This window comes from Faecalicatena orotica, from assembly GCF_003149245.1.
Lineage (GTDB): Bacteria > Bacillota > Clostridia > Lachnospirales > Lachnospiraceae > Faecalicatena_A > Faecalicatena_A orotica.
Window position 1 is genome coordinate 360,398 of the sequence record NZ_QGDL01000001.1, and the last position, 20,980, is coordinate 381,377.

Below are 20,980 nucleotides of genomic sequence, written 5' to 3' on the forward strand. Positions count from 1 at the left end.
ACGTTTATCATAGTATGAAGTCATGGAAATTTCAACCATAAATAGGGATTTTTTCTGAATGTGTTTATCCAAGCAGGTACTGCTTCATTACTTTCAGTGCATTTTTCTCCAGACGGCTGACCTGTGCCTGTGATATCTTGATCTCCTCGGCCACTTCCATCTGGGTCTTTCCTTCAAAGAAACGGAGGGTAATGATATAGCGCTCCCGCTCATTGAGACGCTCCATCGCGGCTTCCAGTGACAGCTCCTCTACCCAGTTTTCCTCCTTATTCTTCTTATCGCTCACCTGGTCCATGACATACAGCGTATCCCCCCCATCCGAGTACACAGGCTCATGCAGGCTCATAGGCATCTGTATGGCATCCAGAGCAAAGACGATATCCTCTTTGGAGATTCCGATCTCCTCAGCAATCTCCTGCACGGTAGGCTCCTTTAAATGCTTCTTCATATAGCCTTCCTTCGCATAGATTGCCTTATAAGCGGTATCCCTTAAGGACCTGCTGACACGGATGGAATTATTGTCCCTTAAATACCTTCTGATTTCCCCGATAATCATGGGAACTGCATAAGTAGAAAACTTCACCGCCCTGTCCGGGTCAAAATGGTCCACCGCCTTCATGAGTCCTACGCAGCCGATCTGGAACAGGTCATCCGCATTCTCATTACTGCTTGAAAACCGCTTAATCACACTTAAGACCAGCCTTAAATTCCCTTTAATATACTGTTCCCGCGCCTCTTCGTCCCCTTCCTTAATACGGGAAAACAAAGCCACCTTCTCTTCTTCTTTCAAGAGTGGGAGCTTCGCTGTATTGACACCACATAATTCCACTTTATTCAAAGCCATAATAAAAATCCTCCTAGACGAAAATTTGATCTAGTAAAATCATTCTCATTCTGGCCGGCAGTTATTCTTTGGGGAGAAAATTAAAAAAAGTTTTAGTCCTTGACAATACAATTCGGCTCTGGTGGGATAACGCAAGTTGAATTTAGAGATTCATTTAATTAATATGTATAAACTGGCGCCATTTAATAAATCGGGAATTGTTTTATATAGCGCCAGTTTATAATTTTTTTGTCTTACAACTCTGTTTTCATCATTCCTTTATCGAATTCAGGATTGAAGTAATAATAATTCTTTGAATCCAATTTTTCTTTCGTTTTTTCTAATGCTTCCCCGAATCTCTGGAAATGCACGACTTCTCTTGCCCTTAAGAATTTCAGTGGTTCTCTGACCTCAGGGTCGGGAATCATCCGCAGCAGGTTGTCGTATACTGTTCTTGCTTTCTGTTCTGCCGCAAGGTCCTCCGTCAGGTCTGTAATGGCATCGCCCTTGGACTGGAATTCGATGGACGTAAATGGCAGCGCGGATGCGGCCTGCGGCCAGAGAGCGGTCGTATGGTCGATATAGTAGGCATCAAATCCTGCCTCTTTTGCCTGCTCAATTGTCAAATGCTTTGTCAGCTGATAAACCATCGCGCAGATAATCTCCATATGCGCCAGTTCTTCTGTACCGATATCTGTCAAAAGACCGCCCACCTGTTTCACAGGCATGGTATACCTCTGTGAAAGATACCGCATGGATGCGGAGAGCTCTCCGTCGGGTCCGCCGTACTGGCTGATGATCATCTGGGCCGTCTTCGGACAGGTTTTTGTAATTTTAACCGGAAACTGTAATCTTTTTTCATATATCCACATTTAAACACACGCTCCTTCCCAAGGCATGGGACCGTCCTGCCAGCAGAACTTCCCGCCACTCTCACAGTAAATGATGCAGTCTCTCGTCAGGGGATAAAACTTTGCTGCAAATTGTTTTTTCAGCTCATCCCTCTCCTTCGTTTTCTGACTGTACATATCGAGTGCCTGGGTGTCACTCATATGAGTATCCAGATACAACGTCAGATCGTCCAGTAAAAAACTTGTCTCTGCTATTTTGGTTAGCAGCGTTTCTCTTTCCCTCTGCTCCTCAGACTTCGGTGCAGCTTCTTTGATATCCTTCTTTTCAATTTCCGCCGCAAAAAACGGCTTGTTCAGATCCCGGAAAATGGTACCTGCAGCCATCGCTTCTTTTTCATCATATAACGCGCCCCATTGCTGAATCGGAATAGACGCAATTGCCAAATGTTCTTCCTGCATAAAAAAATCTCCTTTCTCCACATAAATGAATACACATCTGTGCACACTTAGTATGTGGAGAAAGAAGATTTCTACGTTATAAAAACACATCCAGTTTTGTTAAAATATATAACCGTACTTCTCTATTCCCAGCTGTCCCATTTATCTGCCAGGTTATTGATCTGATTTTCAAATTTTGCCTTATCCTTGTTGGCGATACCCTCATTCCTGTAGATAACATCCAGAAGCCGCCTTCCGGCTGCAAGCAGTCTTTCGAATGCCGCATCTGCTTTCTTTTGTGCAGGTTTTTTAGCTTTTACAGGTATCCTTACACCCTCGCTGAGGATTTCATTTGCCGCCAGGTCTACTTCTCCGTTCGGGAAAGGCGCCCACGCCGGACATCCGAATTTCTCTTCTATCGTCGCTGCAAACTCATCTGTAACCCCATCTTCCCCATGCACGACAAACACGTGTTCCAGAGGCGTCTTGAAACCGCCAAGCCAGTCTAAAAGCCCATTCATATCCGCATGGCCGCTGACTCCGTGCAGACTCTCTATCCTTGCGTGTACTTCGATCGGCTCTCCGAAAAGCCTGACATTCTTTTCCCCTTCCAGAAGCCTCCTGCCCAGAGTTCCATTTGCCTGATAACCTACAAATAAAATCGTACACTCCGGCCTCCACAGGTTATGCTTCAAATGGTGACGGATTCGCCCGGCATCACACATGCCGGATGCAGAAATAATAACCTTCGGCTTTTCAATCAGATTAATCATCCTTGAATCATCACTTGTTGTAGATGTCTTCAATCCCGGGAATACAAGAGGGTTAATCCCCGCATTGACCAGTTTCAGGGCATCCTCATCGAAACATTCCCTCATATTTTTTGAAAAAACCTTCGTGGCCTCGATTGCCAGAGGGCTGTCGAGATAAACCTCAAAATCCGGATACTCTTTCAGCAGATTCTGCTCCTTGATCTCCCGGATGAAATACAGCATCTCCTGCGTCCTGCCGACTGCAAAAGAAGGAATGACTACATTTCCCTTTCTGTCAAATGTTTCCCTCAGGACCTTTGTAAAATCTTTCAGGTAGTCTATCTTCTCTGTAGAATGGACACGGTTGCCATAGGTGGACTCAATCACAACATAGTCGGCTGCTTCTGTATAACTCGGATCTTTGATAATAGGCTGATTGGTATTGCCTACATCACCAGAAAATACAATCTTCTTGGAGATATCCCCCTCTGTTATCCACACTTCAATACTTGCTGAACCAAGCAAATGCCCGACATCCGTAAAGCGTACTTCAACCCCGTCGCAGATCCTGATTCTTTCCGAATACTGGCAGGGGACAATCCGTTCAATGGCATCCAGTGCATCCTGCATCACATAGATTGGTTCGAATACCGGCTGTCCTGCACGCCGCCCCTTTCTGTTCCTCCATTCTGCCTCAAATTCCTGGATATGGGCGCTGTCACGAAGCATAATATTGCACAGGTCAGCAGTTGCAAAAGTCGTGAATATCTCGCCCTTGAAGCCTTTCTTAGCCAGCAGCGGAAGTAACCCTGAATGGTCAATATGCGCATGGGTCAAGAGCACATAGTCAATGTCCGTCTCCGGAATCGGAAGTCCCGGATTTTCATACAGGTCCGGCCCCTGCTCCATACCACAGTCCACAAGAATATTCTTCCCTGCCGCCTGCAGCAAATGACAGCTTCCCGTTACTTCATGGGCTGCTCCGATAAAAGTCAATTTCATAAGCTTCACCAACCCTTTTCTTTCTATTGTAGCATCTTTCCCCCGAAACTAACAGAGGAACTTTTGGAAATGTGGGGAGGGGAAGGATTGGGTAAAGGGCCGCCGTGTGGGAGGGGGGATGCCGTATCGGGAAGCGGGTTTCATGGGAAACTGCCCCTAATCAAAACGGGAGAGGAAATGCGGGCACCGCAGGTATTCGGCCGAACTCCTGATGAGTTCGGCCTGCAACCTTCTTACACACAGGACTTGTGGTCCTGTGTGTATCCCGCAATTCCCCTCCCGTTTTGATAAAGGGCAGTAATCCCTGAAAGACGCCTCCCGACACGACATCCCCCCTCCCACACGGCTACGTTCATCTAATCGGGACTCCACACACTTCCGGCCGGTAAGTTCTGCCAATATCGCACATTTGAACTGGCTGGCGCGGTTCAAATGTGCTTTGCACGGTATCGTCATATGACAGGCATAAGCCTGTCATGCAACTTGCTTTATCACTTCCTATTGAGGACCTCCCCGAGCAAAGCGATGGGGACCCCGCGACTTTCTGGAGACAGCGCTGAGAATCCGGGTATGGCGTGCGGCGGGGGCTTTTAGGGGGATGGGATAAGCGGCTTGATGAAATTCCGGGGGAAATGGTGGACCACTTTACGGGCCACAAGTCCGGAAAGTGAGTGGGCTACAGGCAAAAGTCATCAGGACTTTTGCCGCATGCCCACGGTGTCCGCTATTTCCCCCGGGATTTCATTTAGCCGCTTACCCATTCCCCGACAGCCCCGCCGCACGCCATATCCGGATTCTCAGAAGCGTCCGGGCAAGCCGCCCTCCCCCCCGCTTTACTCATACCGCACCATTTCGCGTTTCAGCCGCTGCATGATTTTTTTCTCGAGTCTTGATATGTAGGACTGGGATATGCCGAGCAGGTCTGCTACTTCTTTCTGTGTTTTTTCTTCCCCCTCGGGGTTATCCAGGCCAAAGCGCATTTTTACGATTAGTTTTTCTCTGCTTGACAGTTTGTTGATTGCTTTTACGAGCAGTTTTCTTTCTGCCTCGTTTTCCAGATCTTTGTATATGGTATCCTCGTCGGTGCCTAATATGTCGGACAGAAGAAGTTCGTTTCCATCCCAATCTACGTTCAGCGGTTCGTCGATGGAGACTTCCATCTTGGTCTTACTGTTCCTACGCAGATACATGAGGATTTCATTCTCAATGCACCGGGATGCGTAGGTCGCGAGTTTGATCTTTTTGGTCGGGTTGAATGTGTTAATGGCCTTGATCAGCCCGATTGTACCGATTGAGATCAAATCTTCCACACCGACCCCTGTGTTATCAAATTTTTTTGCTATGTATACGACCAGCCTTAAATTATGCTCGATCAGAAGTTTTTTCGCCTCCTCGTCGTATTCGGAACCCAGATGCTGTATCACTTCGGTTTCCCGCTCTGTCTCCAGCGGGGCCGGCAGCACCTCGGAACCTCCGATGTAATGTATTTCTTTATGGTTCGGGAAAAAAATACTTCTAAAGTCTGGTATTACTTTTAATTTAAACTGCTGGGGTACTGCTACTTTTACAACCATTTTATATGCCTCCTAATAGGTCAGGATTTAAAATCATCTGATATTCTTCTTGTTCTGAAACACACTCTTCGCAAACTCCTATAAACGGCTTCTCTACCCATCTCTCATCCTTTAAGTGGATGCACATTTTCCGGATGCGGAACACGGGCATAATACTCTCTTTTCCTACTGTACGGTATGGTATGTAATGAAAACCGTTTTTCATGTCATCATCTGTCAGAATAGACCTTGCCAGAGCTTTATCTACAACACTTACCGGCTCTTTCGACAAATTGTCTTCCAGAGCATTCCCAGTGTCAATTAACGCCTTTACTCTTTGTTCGCCTGCACTTGTATATAACGTAATCTCGCAAATCTTTTCCTGCAATGTCTTAAGTCTTGTAAGAAATTTCCAGATCCCCCTTATCAGGTAATAGCAGCCGACGGCCGCAGCAAAGAACAGACTTCCCGCACGCACGTATGGGTGCAGTGCCTGCAGAATCCCCCCATACAGGAAAGATGCGACATACAGCAAACCAAATGCTTTCCAAAATTGACTTTTTCCTTTGACCTTTAATCCTGTCTTGATCATTATTGTATTGACTGTTGTGTGGAACAAAATGAGTTTTATAATTCCCGGTACCGGAACAGCAATCACAGCACATGTAAGCCCTGCCCCGGCTACTCCCCCTAAATAAATGCGTCCATGTGTGGAAGGACATTTCAGCACCTGATTTACGGTAAGCAGTATTAGAGAATCCATCATAAAATTCACCAGAAACAACACGTCTATGTATAATTCATAGTACATGCTCCACCCTCTTTCTCGTTGGTACTAAATCGATTTGGCACTCAAGCAAGATTTATTATAAAGGGAAGAAGGGAAGAAAATTTGTCAGAAACTGACAGAAAAATAATAATAATTTCGACACGGGGAATTGTTTTATGGGAAGGGGACGCCAGTATGGGGGAGGCGGGGGAGGGGTGTGGTGTTTTGAATGCCGGGCGTTTAGACAAGAGTTTGTAATAGAAAATGAGCCTGCTATGCCGGACGAAATTTGATTTTGAGAATCAAATTTCGTCCGGCATAGCAGGCTCATTTTCTATAACGAACTCTAAGTCACACTTAAGGCAATTCAAAACACCACACCCCTCCCCCGCCTCCCCCATACTGGCTGTCGCATCCAGCCGTAAAAGATTCCCCCGGAAGTCTTTATAGGAGTGGCAGCGTATTGATTCGCTGGGTGGACAAAACTGAAATCAGACAGAACTCCAGACTTTGAGACTTAACCTACATGCTTCTCTGGCGATCAGCTTTCTCCCAGCCACTTTCCTGCCCCACCCTCCATACCGGGATGCACAGCTAAGTGGACGGACAGTCTGGGACCCGCGTGGGTTTCGATGCCGTTTTAAGGGGGCTTAGAGTGCACTTAGAAAGTGTTACAGCAAAAACGAGAAAAATGAAGGTCAGAATTTGGTGCCCAACACCAAATTCTGTAGCCAACTTGTGGAGAAATCATCAAGATTTCTCCGCATATTGGCTAGTGCCTTCATTTTTCTCGTTTTTGCTGTTATACTTTCTTAGTAAACGGTTCGCCCCCTGAAACGGCATCGAAACCCACGGCGGGTCCCAGTCTGTCCGCTTAGCGTCCCCCCACTTATTTCTTGAAGAAGTCCGGTATTTTTATAGACTGTTCTTTTACCTTGCTTGAAGGTGTCCTTGGCTGATCGAGTGTCGGAATTGTTCCGCCTGACGGTCTGCTTGTTGCCCCTGTCGGTCTTGCTGCCGCGGTTCTGCGCTCCGGATCAATCTGTGTCCTGCCGCTTACCATGTCTCCTGACGGGAGGATGGAACCGACCTTCTGCTGTCCTTCCAGTCTTGCTTTTAACTTGGAAGAGCTTCCGCCTACGTTATGTAAGCCGGTAGCAATGACTGTGATTGTTGCTTCATCAGATCTGGAATCATCATACATAGCACCGAAGATGATGTTTGCATTCTCACCTGCAAGTTCCTGTACGTATTCTGCTGCATCAGATGCATCCATAAGGGTGATATCACCGGAAATATTGATGATAACATGGGATGCGCCCTGAATGGTTGTCTCAAGCAGCGGGCTGGCAACAGCCTGTTTTACTGCCTCTAATGCCTTATCGTCCCCGCGTCCTGCGCCGATACCGATATGGGCGATACCCTTGTCCTTCATAACGGTCTGGATATCTGCGAAGTCGAGGTTGATCAGAGAAGGTACATTAATCAGGTCCGTGATACCCTGAATACCCTGCTGTAACACTTCGTCAGCTTTCTTTAAAGCTTCCGGCATGGTTGTCCTTCTGTCAACAACTTCCAACAGCTTGTCATTCGGGATGACAATCAGTGTGTCTACATTTTCTTTTAATTTATCAATTCCCGCAAGGGCATTGGACATACGTGTCCTTGATTCAAAACGGAAAGGCTTTGTGACAACGCCTACAGTCAGTGCTCCCTGCTCCTTTGCTATACGTGCTACGACAGGAGTTGCTCCTGTTCCTGTTCCACCACCCATACCGCAGGTAACGAATACCATGTCAGCACCTTTAAGTGCGGCTGAAATTTCTTCTGAACTTTCCTCGGCAGCCTTCTCCCCTACTTCCGGCTGTGCCCCGGCACCAAGTCCCTTTGTGAGCTTCTCACCAATCTGCATTAAAGTTGGTGCTTTGCATAACTGGAGTGCCTGTTTATCTGTATTGATTGCTATAAATTCTACACCTGCAATCTGCTCATCGATCATGCGGTTTACTGCGTTATTACCGCCGCCGCCGACTCCGATAACTATAATTCTTGCAGCTGCTTCTGATTCGTTGGTTTTAATTTCTAACAAGAGTGTTTCCTCCTTCGTCGTCCTATTAATATTATTTTATACATCCCTTATTCCCACAGGCATCGACACAACGCCATGCCAGCATGACTGTGACATCCGCCGCGGGGCCAAATCCCCGGCAGCCAGCTGTCGGGACCTTGACTTCAATCTACATTCCGGGTTCATTATGAATGCGGAATGACACAGCAGCAATGCCGCCGTTTTTATTGAACGATATAACTCAATAAGTATATAATATAGTCTTTTACATAAATAATCAATAGATTTTTGCTTATTTTCTCTTTTTTTTATTCAATTCATGAAGGCTTTACAGCTTATTTTTCAGCTTTTCTGTAAACCTGCCTGCCGGAGTATGGATTACGGGAACTCCTCCCCCGTCTGGCCATCTTCCTGATACTGGCTGTCCGTCTGATTCTGGCTGTCCTGCTGGTCCTGACTGTCCTGTTGGTCTTGTCCGTCCTGAGCGTCCCCTGTATCATCCTGATCTGTCCCACCGTCGTCTTTTGACTTGTCCTGAGATGATTTTGGCACAAAACGGACCGCCTTGTCCGAGGCGTCAAAATTCTCCAGATGGAGTGTTCCCTCCTCGTCCGGATATTTTTCTGCCAGCTTCTCAAGGATCGGCGGTACCTGTGCGAGACGATCTTCATAATTGGTCTTGCCGAGCAGGACTTCCACAGTTCCGAAGTAGAGGTTCAGTTCACTGCCTGAACAGGTGATCCGGTCAGGAGTCAGTTCGTATTTTACAATAAGCTGTGAAATCTCTACGATCCGCTGGAATACATTTTTGTCTGATACCGGAAGTATTTTTCCCATCTTTACTTTGGACGCATCGATATCCATACCTTCTATATACGCGGCCCCATCCACTTTGTCTTTTGTCGTCAGAAGTGCCGTCCCTTCTTTATCAAAATAAAGATACTGGTTATTATAATCTATGTATCCGCTTATTTCCTTTTCCTTTACTGTCACACGTATGGACCAGGGTGCTTTCAGGGTGATCCTGGACGATTCTATTGTTGGCAGCTGCTTTGTATCTGCTTTGTTGAACTTCCACCATGCATACACGGAATTCATGCCGTACTTATCGCTCCTGATCCACTCGATCACATCATTTTCAGCTGTATATTTGTTTCCCTTCACTTCTATCTTTTGTATATGGAAGAGGAGGAGAAAAGCAAAAACGATGATTGCTATCCCTAAGACAAATGTCAAAAGTCCCAGAAATACACCCTTTCTCTTCTTCTTTTTTCTCTCAGGAGGACGGTACCCTTCCTTGTATAATACTTCATTTATATATGCTTCATCATCAAACTGTTCATATTTCTCACGTCTGCTCTTCTTACTCTGCTTTCCGCGCTTCATCGATCGTCCTCCTTATATTACTTATCTTATTGCCGTCTGCCCCTTCGGGTGCGTACGGTAATAAGATCTTCCCCTGCCCTATTCTATCAAATACAAGCCATTTTATACAAGACCTATTTTCCCAAACCGCTTACTCGCTTTTTTCAATCGAATTGGATACACTCAGCACGAGTCCCATTTCCAACAGCAGAAACATGACCGAGGTGCCCCCGTAGCTGATAAAGGGCAGTGTGATTCCGGTGTTCGGAATGGAGTTTGTTACAACCGCAATATTCAAAATCACCTGAATCATCATATGTGCCATTGCCCCTGCCGCAATCAATGCCCCCAGAAGGTCTTTCGCATGGGTTGCAATCACAAAAAAACGCCAGATCAGGATCAAAAACAACAGGATAATCAGGCTGGCCCCTACCAGCCCCAGTTCTTCACATATGATAGAAAAAATCATGTCGTTCTGCGCTTCCGGCAGGAATCCAAGCTTCTGCACACTTTCCCCGAGCCCTCTTCCAAACAGGCCTCCTGATCCGATTGCATACAGCCCCTGAAGTGTCTGGTATCCCTTTTCATACTGCTCCGGGTTTCTCCAGATTGCAAGCCGCTCCAGCCTGTAACTCTCCAGTGCCAGAAAGATTCCCATGAAACCTATCCCGGCACCGCCCATCCAGAGAAACTGGGCATACTTTGGGCTTGCCACGAAGATCAGCACTACCGCGATGCCCATGATTATGATCGCGGTACTTAGGTTGCTCGCCCCTACAAGAGCCACAATAGGCAGCACCGGTATCATCACCTTAACAAGCGTACGGAATTTCCCCATCTGCTTCACATTCTTTGTGACAAGGCAGGCAAGAAAAAGGATAATCGCCACCTTTGCAAACTCCGAGGGCTGAAAAGAAATCGGGCCCAAAGAAAGCCATCTTTTGGACCCGTTGTACTCATCTCCTATAAACATAACCGCTACCGATAAAAGGATTGCTGTCAGATACCCGAGCTTTGCCAGAGGAGCCCATTTATGGTAGTCGATATTCGCCACAATCAGCATCCCTGCCATCCCGAGTGCAGTTGCAAATCCCTGCTTTTTCAGGTAATAGAAAGAATCGTGAAACTTAACCCGTCCGTTGTAGGCACTGGTGCTGTATAAAAGGACCAGTCCGATTATCACCAGTAGTAACACAACAATCAGCAGTGTATAATCATACCGCTTCTTTTTAGCAGGACGCTCCAATATAAATTCACTCCTTATAACTGGTTTACAAGTTCTTTGAATTTATCTCCACGTTCTTCATAATTTTTAAACATTCCCCAGCTCGCACACGCCGGTGACAAGAGTACGGCATCCCCGGGAACAGCATTTTCCACACAGATATCCACTGCTTCCTCAAATGTATCAGCCAGAACCGTATCGGTGAAACCAAGCCGTCTGGCTGTCTCATCTATCTTCTCTCTGGTCGCCCCTAAAAGGACCAGCTTTTTCACCTTGCCGTCAAAAGCCTGTATCCATTCTTCATAAGAAGAATCTTTATCATATCCGCCGCCTATCAGGAGCGTCGGGCGTTTCATTGCCTGAATCCCCTTGATGGCTGCATCCGGGTTGGTTCCTTTGGAGTCATTATAATAGGCAACTCCATTCTTTTCGGCAACAAACTCTATACGGTGCTCAACCCCCTGGAAATCCATGACCGTCCTGCGGATAATGTCCAGCGGAACTCCATATGCCGCTGCCATCCCAACTGCTGCCATGACGTTTTCATGATTATGCGTCCCCAGAAGCTTCAGCTCATCAATATGGCAGACCACCTCCGGTTTGCCGTCCATATTTAAGAGCATTCTGCCGCCGTCCAGATAGATACCTTTATCTAGTTTACGCCGGCTGCTGAAATATAGAACCTCTGCACTTACTTTTTCCGCGAATTTTCTTGTTACTTCGTCTTCATAATTCAAAACACATGTATCTTCTGCCGTCTGGTTCTTTGCAATATTCTGCTTTGCCCCGATATAGGCTTCCATCGTATGATGACGGTTCAGATGGTCCGGTGAAATATTCAGAATCGCACTCACCCGCGGGCGGAATGTATGTATGGTTTCCAGCTGGAAACTGCTCATCTCCGCAACAATCACTGATTCTTCCTTTGTCTCCAATGCAATGGCCGTGTAAGGGTTTCCAATATTTCCGACAACAAATGTGCTTTCCCGGTAATTCTTCATGATCTCACCTAAGAGTGCGGTCGTCGTTGTCTTCCCGTTTGTTCCTGTAATCGCAAGGACATCGCCTTTTCCGAATACATAGGCCAGCTCTATCTCACCCCATATGGGGATGTCTTTTTCTCTCATCTGCCCTACAACTGCAAGATCGGTAGGAACCCCCGGACTCATGACTGTCAGAGATAGTGTGTCCAGAATCTCCTGCGGCAGTTCTCCGAGAACCACCTGCATATCAGCCCCTTCTGTCTGTCCTGTCAGTATTTCATTGCGGATACTCCCCGCATCCAGAGAAGCGTTGCCATCATATAAAATCACATCTGCCCCTTGTTTCACAAGCAGTCTGCCGGCCGCTATCCCGCTGATACCAGAACCGAATACCAGCACTTTTTTCTCTCTTAAGTCCATAATCTATACCCCCATGAGTGCAATCAGGCAGAGAATCGCCGTTACGATTGAAAATACAGCAACGACTCTCGTCTCAGACCACCCGCATAATTCAAAATGATGATGAATCGGCGCCATTTTAAAGAACCGTTTCCCTCCCGTTTTCTTAAAATATGTTACCTGGATCATAACGGAAGCGACTTCGACCAGATAAATCAGCCCTACGATAATTACAAACAACGGCATCTGCATCATATAAGCCGTTCCTATGACAAATCCCCCCAAAGCAAGGGAACCAGTATCCCCCATGAAAACACTGGCAGGATATACGTTAAACAGGAGGAATCCAAGCAGGGCACCTACCACAGCACAGGTGATCGGTTCAACGCCGCTCTTCGTTCCAATCGCCACCACGGTGAAGAAAGTCGCTACCAGTACGGTTACGCTTGATGCGAGTCCATCCAGGCCGTCTGTAAAGTTCGTTCCGTTTACAGTACCGATTACTGCAATAAATAAAAGTGGGATCGCAATCCATCCGATATCCCAGTACTTGCCGCCTGAGAATGGAACAAGCAGTGTCAGCGGAATCTTAGCCACCTTTATAATATAGTAGGCAAAGATGGCAGTCACCACGATCTGAAGCGCCATCTTCTGTTTCGGGTAGAGCCCGTCGGAACGTTTCATGACGACCTTCAGATAATCGTCCAGAAATCCGATCAGTCCAAATCCAATTGTCAGGAACAGGATCGGGATGATGTTCGGATAATCTTTTACATATAATAAGGAAGTAATCACAACACTGCCAAGGATGATCACCCCGCCCATCGTCGGAGTACCCGCTTTTTTCAGATGGGACTTCACTCCATCCTCTCTCTCGGTCTGACCCATCTTCAGTTTTCTAAGAAACGGTATCACAACTGGTCCCATCAGCAAACTAAGCACGAATGAAATCAATACCGGAATCACTACATGATAACTCATACATACACCTCTTCATCTCTTTTGTTAAATAAAAACTTATTTATTCTTATCATTGCTGCTGTCCTGCCTGAAAATGCCAGCAGAACATCTCATACAGTATACCTCATTAGCTTCTGTTTTTCAACTAGAAAACAACTGTTAATCCCTAACTCAATCCGCGCTGTCTTCCTGTTTTTCTCCCGTTTCTTCTGTGTTTTCCGGTATGGTTCCGGTTTTTTCGATACCCAGATAAGGCAGCACATTATCGTAGATGCTCTTAAGTACGGGTGCCGCAATTGTTCCTCCATAATAGACACCCTGTGGGTTGTGGATCAGCACCATGCCAAGAACCTGAGGGTTCTCTGCCGGGGCAAATCCGAGGAAGGATGAAATATATTTATTGGCACTTCTCGGCAGTGTCTGTGACGTCGCTGTTTTTCCCCCGATCGTATAACCTTCAATATAAGCATTCTTGCCGGAGCCCTCAGACACCACGCTTTCCAGAAGCGCGCGCATCGTCTTGGAAGTTTCTTCTGATACGATTCCGTCTTTTTCTTTGTACTTAAATGTCTCGATCTCATTCCCGTCTTTGTCCAAAACGCCCACCCCAAGGTGAGGTGTCACTCTCCGCCCCCCGTTGATCAGTGAACTGACAGTTGTCGCCATCTGAATCGGGGTCACCTGAAACGACTGTCCGAAAGACATGGTTGCAAGCTCCACTGTACCAATATCTTCTTTTTTATGCATAATCGTCCCGGCCTCCCCGGGCAGGTCAACATTCGTCAGGCTCATTAAACCGAACTGTTTAAAATAATCATAGAAACGATCAGATCCAAGCCTCAGGCCAATATCTATAAAAACCGGGTTGCAGGAGTTCTGAATTCCCTGCACAAAGGTCTCAGAGCCATGTCCGCCGACTTTATGGCACCTGATCTTCCGGTCCTCCACCACACGGTAGCCCGGACATGAAAAGGTATCAGAAAGCTTCACAACACCTTCCTCCAGACACGCAGAAGCAGTAATGATTTTAAAAACCGATCCCGGCTCGTATGTATCATTGATACACCCGTTCCTCCACATCTGGTTTAACTGGTCCTGCACCTGCTCATCCGTCAACGTGTCCATATCTGCTCCTGTATTCAGTATATACGGTTCGTTCAAATTAAATTCCGGTACATTGACCATTGCCAGTATTTCTCCATTTTGGGGATTCATAAGCAGGATGGATACGCTGTCCGCCTGTTTTTCTTCCATCACCTTCAGTGCCGCCTGCTCACAATACGACTGGATGTTGTAATCCAGACTGACCTTTAGCGTATTCCCCGCCACCGGCTCAATCCTGTCTTCCGCAACTCCCTCCAGTTCAATCCCCCTTGCATCAGTCATGGTTAGAATTGTCCCGTTGATCCCTTTTAAGTACTCCTCGTATTTTACCTCCAGGCCGATGATGCCCTGATTGTCCCCGCCTGTGAATCCCAGCACCTTCGATGCGATTTCATTATAGGGGTAATAGCGCTTGAAATCTTCATCCACCTTCACTCCGGCCAGATTATAATTCCGGATCCGGTCCCCGGTTTCCTTGTCGACATTTGTTTTTACTTTCTCCATAGAAGAAACCTTTTCCACACGCTTTCTTACCGTCTCCTCGTCCAGTTCAAGCTCTTTCATGAGTGTTTGGATGACCAGTTCCGGGTCTTCAATCTGATTGTGTATGACAGAAATCGTGCAGACTGTTTTATTCGTCGCTAGCACTGTCCCATTTCTGTCTACGATTTCGCCTCTTGCAGCCTTAATCGAACGCTCCCTTTCATGCAGGGATTCTGCCTTCTCCTGATAATATTCTGCGTCAAAAACCATCAGGTATACCAGTCTCCCGATCAATGCCAACAATACTACAGAAGCGCATAGGAACACAACGAGTATTTTCTTTTTATTATATGTTTTGTTCTTCATAAATAAAAACCTTACAAAAGATGTTTTTATAACATATTACATCTTTTGTAAGGTTATTCGTATCTGTTCCCAGTTACTGCTATTTCATTTCTATTGTGCATCCTGACCGGTTGCCCAGTCGGCCAGATCCGGATCGTAGTTATCGTCTATATAAGATCCATCCGGTTTGTCATAATCGTCCTCATAATTCGCGTCAAAATCCTGATAATCTGTCTGCTGCTGGAGCTGCTCGGTCGGCACGGCGCCGTTCGTCGTTCCCGTATATCCTTCCATTGTTGTAATATTCAGGTAAGGGAATGCCTCTGACATAATTTTTTTCGAAAGGTCAAGTACGTAAGAGCTGGTCCCCTGGTCGGCTACATTTGCCTCGTCGATTACGACATACACGACGACTTCCGGATTTTCCTGCGGTGCATATCCGATATATGAAAGCACATACTTCTCATTACCTCGCGGGAGTTTCTCAGCCGTCCCCGTTTTTCCGCCGATATCATACCCTTCAACGTTAGCCCCCTGACCTGTACCGCTTGTCATAACCGCCTTCATATACTGTTTGACCTGTGTTGATGTCTCTGCAGATATCGTCTTTTTCAGCAGCACAGGATTTTTCGTTTCTACTACTTTTCCACTCTCGTCCTGAATCTGTTTTACAATATGGGGCTGATAGTAATTTCCCCCGTTTATCAGGGAACAGAACGCCGCTGTCATCTGCGTCATTGTAACATTGAAGCCCTGTCCGAAAGAACTGGTCGCAAGTTCCGACGGGTTTAACTGTTCTTCTGTATAGAGCAGGGATGCTGTTGATGCTTCCCCCGGCAGGTCAATCCCGGTATACTCACCGAAACCAAAGATATGCTGGTAACGGCTGAAGTCCTTTGCCCCGATGGCCTCCACCATATGCATCAGCGCCACATTACAGGAGTTCGCGACTGCCTGTTCAATAGTCTCTGTCCCATGCCCTGATCTCAAATGACAGGCTATATCATAATCACCCACATGGAGGTAACCCCCACAGACATATGTTTCATTCCCTTTCAAGGCACCTGTTTCCAACCCTGTTGCAACCGTAAACGGTTTTGCAGTAGAACCCGGCTCAAATGCATCACTGACGCAGAAATTTCTCCAGAGCTCATTCATGGCCTCCAGCTTTTCATCGTCAGTCATGGCTTTCAACTTTTCTTCTGTATAAATCCCGGTTAAATCTCTCGGATTATTCAGGTCAAAATTCGGATAAGACGCCTCTGCCAGAATTTCCCCTGTATTGGGGTTCATGATCATAACTGCCGTATTCTTACTTCCCGGCTCTCCCTCACGTTTTTCTCCGGTATGCTCATCATTGAACTCTTTGATACACTTTTCTACAATACTCTGTAGTGTGACATCAATAGTGGATACGACGGTATATCCGTTTTTCGCCGGTTTTACGGTGCGTTCTACGGTCGACGCACTGTCAAAATATCCATATTCACGTCCATCCGTGCCGTTCAGGACTTCATTATAAGCACTCTCTATCCCTATTGCCCCCTGATTGCCGGCAACGCTGAACCCGATCACATCACTCGCAAGTGAATTATATGGATAAGACCGTTGATAATCGTCCTCCAGCCAGATACCTTTTACATTCGGGTATTTCTTCGTATTCTTTTCTATTTTTTGAAATTCTTTGGCCTTTTCATAGGATACACCTTTCGCAAGAATCTCATACCTGCTTTCAGGATTCTCCTTGATCCGTTCCCTCACATCTGATTCCTTAATATCAAATACATCTTCCAGTACTTTAATCGTAGGTTCGATGTAGTCTTCATCAGACAACACGACATTCACATCCAGTATGACATTGTAAACCCTCTCACTGACTGCCATCTTTGTCCCGTTACGGTCTACAATATCCCCCCGCTTATACGGGATGACACGGCTGTCATACTCCTGCTGGTCCAGTACAATCTTCGTATACTTTTCTCCCTTGGATGCATTAATATAAGTAATCCTGCCTACAAGAACAACAAAAGCCAGTATAATTGCCATAAACAGCATTACCAGCTTTTTCTGCATCCTCTTCGGGAATTTTTTAGTTAAAAATTGAAATCTATTTTGTCTTTTACGTTTTGCCATATTCGTTATCCTTAATCTGTTACATCCTTCGACTTGGCCAGAACTCCGTCTGACGGGATATCACTGTACTGTTTCACATAATCGCTTGTCGGGCTTTTATATTCTATTACATTGCCCTGGGAAGCGTATACCATCCCCATCTCATTCATTGCCTTATCACGGATCTCTTCCAGATTCACAGAATCTTCCGCTGCATTATATGCAGTATCATTTTCTTCGGTCAAATCTGCGAGTTCTTCCTGCAATGCAGAAATATTCTCTGATCTGCTGACCATATCGGACTGGAGCTTTAAGTAAGCTACGCAGATCAAAACCGCACATATTGCTGCTGCCGCCAGAAAAATCGTATATGCAGGACTCGTGTTCATTGCACGTTTCCTGTTCCTGCGAACCTGACGGCTTATCCTCTTCGGACTCTCCGGCTGTGCCTCCGGCCTTCTCTTTGGCAGAACTTCCGGCTTAGGTACTGTATTACCATAAACATATGCCTGTCTATAGCTGCTTTTGTTATATGCCTGTCTGTAACCTGACGCTTGTCTCCTTGCAGCCATCCTAGTCTGCCCCTTTCTTGATACTGTTTCCGTCAGGCTCTCCCCTTCCTGACGGTATCTATTTGCTATACTCCTGAAAATTAAGCCCGTTCAAATATCCTCAGCTTAGCGCTCTTTGAACGGCTGTTGAACTCCAATTCCTCCTCACCCGGCAGAATTGGTTTCTTTGTGATTACTCTTCCCTTTGATACATTCCCGCATACACATACCGGGAAATTCTTCGGACAGATACATGGATCCTCATTCTTGCGGAAGGCACTCTTCACGATCCGGTCCTCCAGTGAATGGAATGTTATGATGCATATCCTGCCTCCGGGATTCAGTAAATCAATCATCGTATCCAGCGTCTCCTTCAGAACATCCAATTCATGGTTCAGTTCTATCCGGATTGCCTGAAACGTTCTTTTAGACGGATGACCCGATGTTTTCTGAATCTTCATCGGAATCGCCCTGCTGATTACTTCATTCAGCTGTCCTGTTGTTTCAATCGGTCCCTTACCGCGCTCCATTACGATATGCTTTGCGATGTTCTTCGCAAACCTGTCCTCTCCGTAATCCCGGATCACGCGGTAAAGATCCGCTTCGCTATAGTCATTGACGATGTCCCTCGCTGTCATCTTCTGCCTCTGATCCATTCTCATGTCCAGAGGGGCATCTGCGCGGTAGGAGAAGCCCCGTTCTGCCGTATCTAACTGATAAGATGATACGCCCAGATCCAGGATGATCCCATCGACCTTGTCAATGCCTATCTCATGGAGCCTCGGCTTCATATCACAATAATTGCTCCTGATTATTGTAACTCTCTCCCCGAAGTCGAGTAACCGAACGCTGGCTGCTTCTATAGCAGCAGCGTCCTGATCTATTCCTATAAAACTCCCCTTGCTGCTTAACTGCTTACACACTTCAAAGGCATGTCCGCCTCCGCCGAGTGTAGCATCCACGTAAATTCCGTCCGGCTTGATTGCCAGACCATTTACCGTTTCTTCAAGTAAAACTGATGTGTGCTTGAATGCCATAAAATCCTCCATATTCATCCGAAAGCTGCCATTACTTTTAGATTCTGATCCCAATTGCTTCCATACGTTCTGCAATTGCATCCAGATCTTCTTCGCTGACCATGCTCCGTTCTTCCCAAAGTGCTTTATCCCAGATTTCAACGCGGTCCTGTACCCCTACAAGGACAACATCTTTTTCCAGATTGGCCGCTTTTCTCAGAGAAGGTGGTACCAATACTCTCCCCTGCTTGTCAAAACTGCCTTCTGAAGCACTTCCGAAGAAATAACGCTTGAATATTCTGGCATCTTTATTCATACGTGGTAAGGTTTCCAATTCGGCAACAAAGTTGTTCCATTCGTCCATAGAGTACACAAATAGACAGCCCTCCAAGCCATTACAGATTACGAAACTATCTCCCAAGTCGTCTCGCAGCTTAGCTGGGATGATTAGTCGGCCTTTTTCATCAATTGTGTGATTAAACTCTCCTAATAACATCCGGAACCCCTTCTGCTAAGTGGGCCTCCACATTCCACCCCACTTTGTGCCACTATCTACCACTTTCTTACCACTTGTCACCATTGTAAACCACACTCTCTCCATTTTCAAGTATTTTTTTCTTAATTTTTTATGGGGATGGAACAGATTTCCAGAGAAGGAGATGCCGTGGGAAGCGGGAATACGCGGATTTGGGGCAATTTACTGGGATAAGCGGGGGGATGAGGAAAAAAATGGAAAAATTATTTTCCCGTTTTCCGACAGGTGGGGGATGGTGGGGGATTTTTTGCATTAGTGGGGGCGAGTGGGGGACATGGTGGATTTTTCTTGAGATTGTGTGTCTTTTTTGTATGTATTTTGGGTTTTAGATGTTTTTAGGACCCATTTTTTTAGATTATAGATTTGATTTTTTACATAAAAAAGAAAAAGCAGAATCAGAACCGTGATTCGATATCATGGTTCTGGTCCTGCTTTTTCGTCTTTGTTTAAAATAATTTAATTGTCCTGAAATGTTCTGCCTATTTAGATAACTGACTCAGGTAGTTATTGACTGCATCGTAATTCACTTCAGCCACTGCCCTTTCCTGATTTGCTTCATGTGTCTGGTATGCTGAGAATCCAAGCCAGCCCACTAACGCCAGCGCTGCAAGTCCGAGTACACATTTACGTACAACACTCATGATACGCTGCTTTTTAATAATCTTCTTTCTGTTGGCCTTTTCCTGTTTATATCGTTCTACTTTTTCCTGACTCATCTTTATAAACTCCTTCGTGCTTTTACGTTCTATAAAGCATTTTATCACAAAGTGTTCTATACCACAACTATTATTCCGCCGTCACTTGCATACATTGTACTGATTCCGGCCGTGTCGATGATGAAACTGCTTTTAAATTTTGCCCGGGCAAGAAGACTCTTCTCTACTTCCAGTGCTCTTTCTTTGCAGTTACAGTGTGAAATCGCCAGTATCTTTTCTTCTGAATTCTCTACATCTTCCACAATGTGGTCCACCATCTTGGCAAGAGCCCTCTTCATCCCCCTTGCCTGTCCGAGCTGGCAGATGACACCTTCCGGCTTTGCCCCCATGACAGGCTTAATATTAAGTGCACTTGCCACGATCGCCTTAATCCCGGAAAGTCTTCCGTTCTTCCGGAGTGTATCCAATGTTTCCAGTACGAAATAAGTATGCTGGGATTCGATATATTTTTCTACCGTACTGACTATTTCCTGAAAACTCATATCCGCTTCTTCACATTCCTGAATCTTCAGCGCAATCAGTGTTTCTCCAATTGATGCGGAACGTGAATTGAAGATATAGATATCCTTCTTTCCATACTCCTCTTCATAAAGCTTTCGGCCAAGCTCTGCACTATTGTAGGAACCACTTAATTCCGCAGATAATGTCACGGCGTATACACGCTCGGCATCACAATGATAACTTTCCATATATTCTTCCGGAGACGGGCAGGATGACTTCGGACATTCCGGACTCGCTGCAACACGTTTCAAAAAATCAGCCTGGTCGAATGTCTCGTCATCTACGATACGGACACCACCGACTTCCATGCTGAGTGATGCAGTTTCAAAAATCCCGCTCTCTTTCATCTCCTCCGTCAATTCCCCACAGCTGTCTACTATTACTTTATAACTCATATCAGTTCCTCCCACACTACACCTGATGCATTTT

At 46.0% G+C, this 20,980-nt stretch carries 18 protein-coding genes; all 18 read right to left on the reverse strand.

Features of this window, described 5'->3' with window-relative positions; all coding sequences use genetic code 11:
* Positions 1-64: 64 nt before the first annotated feature.
* Positions 65-844: an RNA polymerase sporulation sigma factor SigG gene (sigG, locus tag A8806_RS01550; RefSeq protein WP_109729396.1), complete on the reverse strand. Its 780-nt coding sequence runs from the start codon at positions 842-844 to the stop codon at positions 65-67.
* A 233-nt stretch (positions 845-1,077) separates the two neighbouring features.
* On the reverse strand, positions 1,078-1,695 hold the full coding sequence (locus A8806_RS01555) for a manganese catalase family protein (protein ID WP_109729397.1): 618 nt from the start codon (positions 1,693-1,695) through the stop codon (positions 1,078-1,080).
* Entirely contained in the window at positions 1,696-2,133 is a 438-nt protein-coding gene (locus A8806_RS01560) for a spore coat protein CotJB (RefSeq protein ID WP_242995920.1), read from the reverse strand.
* A gap of 122 nt (positions 2,134-2,255) precedes the next feature.
* Positions 2,256-3,866 carry an MBL fold metallo-hydrolase RNA specificity domain-containing protein gene (locus A8806_RS01565; protein ID WP_109729836.1) on the reverse strand — a complete coding sequence of 537 codons (1,611 nt, stop codon included), beginning with the start codon at positions 3,864-3,866 and terminating at the stop codon, positions 2,256-2,258.
* Positions 3,867-4,699: 833 nt separating this feature from the next.
* Positions 4,700-5,440, reverse strand: coding sequence for an RNA polymerase sporulation sigma factor SigE (gene sigE, locus A8806_RS01575; protein WP_109729399.1), 741 nt, complete (start codon positions 5,438-5,440; stop codon positions 4,700-4,702).
* A gap of 1 nt (position 5,441) precedes the next feature.
* Entirely contained in the window at positions 5,442-6,230 is a 789-nt protein-coding gene (locus tag A8806_RS01580) for a sigma-E processing peptidase SpoIIGA (protein ID WP_109729400.1), read from the reverse strand.
* Between the two features lie 847 nt (positions 6,231-7,077).
* Positions 7,078-8,277 carry a cell division protein FtsZ gene (ftsZ, locus tag A8806_RS01585; protein WP_109729401.1) on the reverse strand — a complete coding sequence of 400 codons (1,200 nt, stop codon included), beginning with the start codon at positions 8,275-8,277 and terminating at the stop codon, positions 7,078-7,080.
* A gap of 357 nt (positions 8,278-8,634) precedes the next feature.
* Positions 8,635-9,642 (reverse strand): cell division protein FtsQ/DivIB, encoded by a 1,008-nt coding sequence (locus A8806_RS01590; RefSeq protein WP_109729402.1) that lies wholly within the window; start codon positions 9,640-9,642, stop codon positions 8,635-8,637.
* A 130-nt stretch (positions 9,643-9,772) separates the two neighbouring features.
* Positions 9,773-10,867: an FtsW/RodA/SpoVE family cell cycle protein gene (locus A8806_RS01595; protein WP_109729403.1), complete on the reverse strand. Its 1,095-nt coding sequence runs from the start codon at positions 10,865-10,867 to the stop codon at positions 9,773-9,775.
* A gap of 14 nt (positions 10,868-10,881) precedes the next feature.
* On the reverse strand, positions 10,882-12,249 hold the full coding sequence (gene murD / locus A8806_RS01600; protein WP_109729404.1) for a UDP-N-acetylmuramoyl-L-alanine--D-glutamate ligase: 1,368 nt from the start codon (positions 12,247-12,249) through the stop codon (positions 10,882-10,884).
* Between the two features lie 3 nt (positions 12,250-12,252).
* Positions 12,253-13,209: a phospho-N-acetylmuramoyl-pentapeptide-transferase gene (mraY, locus tag A8806_RS01605; protein ID WP_109729405.1), complete on the reverse strand. Its 957-nt coding sequence runs from the start codon at positions 13,207-13,209 to the stop codon at positions 12,253-12,255.
* A 150-nt stretch (positions 13,210-13,359) separates the two neighbouring features.
* Positions 13,360-15,141 carry a peptidoglycan D,D-transpeptidase FtsI family protein gene (locus tag A8806_RS01610; protein WP_109729406.1) on the reverse strand — a complete coding sequence of 594 codons (1,782 nt, stop codon included), beginning with the start codon at positions 15,139-15,141 and terminating at the stop codon, positions 13,360-13,362.
* A 90-nt stretch (positions 15,142-15,231) separates the two neighbouring features.
* Positions 15,232-17,253, reverse strand: a complete 2,022-nt coding sequence (locus tag A8806_RS01615) for a peptidoglycan D,D-transpeptidase FtsI family protein (protein ID WP_109729407.1) — start codon at positions 17,251-17,253, stop codon at positions 15,232-15,234.
* An 11-nt stretch (positions 17,254-17,264) separates the two neighbouring features.
* Complete coding sequence (locus tag A8806_RS01620; RefSeq protein WP_109729408.1) at positions 17,265-17,804, reverse strand: hypothetical protein; 540 nt, start codon at positions 17,802-17,804, stop codon at positions 17,265-17,267.
* A gap of 80 nt (positions 17,805-17,884) precedes the next feature.
* Entirely contained in the window at positions 17,885-18,820 is a 936-nt protein-coding gene (gene rsmH, locus A8806_RS01625) for a 16S rRNA (cytosine(1402)-N(4))-methyltransferase RsmH (protein ID WP_109729409.1), read from the reverse strand.
* 37 nt (positions 18,821-18,857) lie between these two features.
* On the reverse strand, positions 18,858-19,295 hold the full coding sequence (gene mraZ / locus A8806_RS01630) for a division/cell wall cluster transcriptional repressor MraZ (RefSeq protein ID WP_109729410.1): 438 nt from the start codon (positions 19,293-19,295) through the stop codon (positions 18,858-18,860).
* Positions 19,296-19,813: 518 nt separating this feature from the next.
* On the reverse strand, positions 19,814-20,050 hold the full coding sequence (locus A8806_RS01635) for a hypothetical protein (RefSeq protein ID WP_109729411.1): 237 nt from the start codon (positions 20,048-20,050) through the stop codon (positions 19,814-19,816).
* A gap of 56 nt (positions 20,051-20,106) precedes the next feature.
* Entirely contained in the window at positions 20,107-20,946 is an 840-nt protein-coding gene (locus A8806_RS01640) for a DegV family protein (RefSeq protein ID WP_109729412.1), read from the reverse strand.
* Positions 20,947-20,980: the final 34 nt, after the last annotated feature.

What these genes read in the sequence shown, in the direction of transcription:
- A8806_RS01615 (WP_109729407.1), bottom strand. Translation starts at nt 17,253, where the DNA reads ATGGCAAAACGTAAAAGACAAAATAGATTTCAATTTTTAACTAAAAAA.
- murD (WP_109729404.1), bottom strand. Translation starts at nt 12,249, where the DNA reads ATGGACTTAAGAGAGAAAAAAGTGCTGGTATTCGGTTCTGGTATCAGC.
- sigE (WP_109729399.1), bottom strand. Translation starts at nt 5,440, where the DNA reads ATGGTTGTAAAAGTAGCAGTACCCCAGCAGTTTAAATTAAAAGTAATA.
- mraZ (WP_109729410.1), bottom strand. Translation starts at nt 19,295, where the DNA reads ATGTTATTAGGAGAGTTTAATCACACAATTGATGAAAAAGGCCGACTA.
- A8806_RS01635 (WP_109729411.1), bottom strand. Translation starts at nt 20,050, where the DNA reads ATGAGTCAGGAAAAAGTAGAACGATATAAACAGGAAAAGGCCAACAGA.
- sigG (WP_109729396.1), bottom strand. Translation starts at nt 844, where the DNA reads ATGGCTTTGAATAAAGTGGAATTATGTGGTGTCAATACAGCGAAGCTC.
- A8806_RS01565 (WP_109729836.1), bottom strand. Translation starts at nt 3,866, where the DNA reads ATGAAATTGACTTTTATCGGAGCAGCCCATGAAGTAACGGGAAGCTGT.
- A8806_RS01580 (WP_109729400.1), bottom strand. Translation starts at nt 6,230, where the DNA reads ATGTACTATGAATTATACATAGACGTGTTGTTTCTGGTGAATTTTATG.
- A8806_RS01560 (WP_242995920.1), bottom strand. Translation starts at nt 2,133, where the DNA reads ATGCAGGAAGAACATTTGGCAATTGCGTCTATTCCGATTCAGCAATGG.
- A8806_RS01590 (WP_109729402.1), bottom strand. Translation starts at nt 9,642, where the DNA reads ATGAAGCGCGGAAAGCAGAGTAAGAAGAGCAGACGTGAGAAATATGAA.
- A8806_RS01555 (WP_109729397.1), bottom strand. Translation starts at nt 1,695, where the DNA reads ATGTGGATATATGAAAAAAGATTACAGTTTCCGGTTAAAATTACAAAA.
- mraY (WP_109729405.1), bottom strand. Translation starts at nt 13,209, where the DNA reads ATGAGTTATCATGTAGTGATTCCGGTATTGATTTCATTCGTGCTTAGT.
- A8806_RS01620 (WP_109729408.1), bottom strand. Translation starts at nt 17,804, where the DNA reads ATGGCTGCAAGGAGACAAGCGTCAGGTTACAGACAGGCATATAACAAA.
- A8806_RS01610 (WP_109729406.1), bottom strand. Translation starts at nt 15,141, where the DNA reads ATGAAGAACAAAACATATAATAAAAAGAAAATACTCGTTGTGTTCCTA.
- rsmH (WP_109729409.1), bottom strand. Translation starts at nt 18,820, where the DNA reads ATGGCATTCAAGCACACATCAGTTTTACTTGAAGAAACGGTAAATGGT.
- A8806_RS01640 (WP_109729412.1), bottom strand. Translation starts at nt 20,946, where the DNA reads ATGAGTTATAAAGTAATAGTAGACAGCTGTGGGGAATTGACGGAGGAG.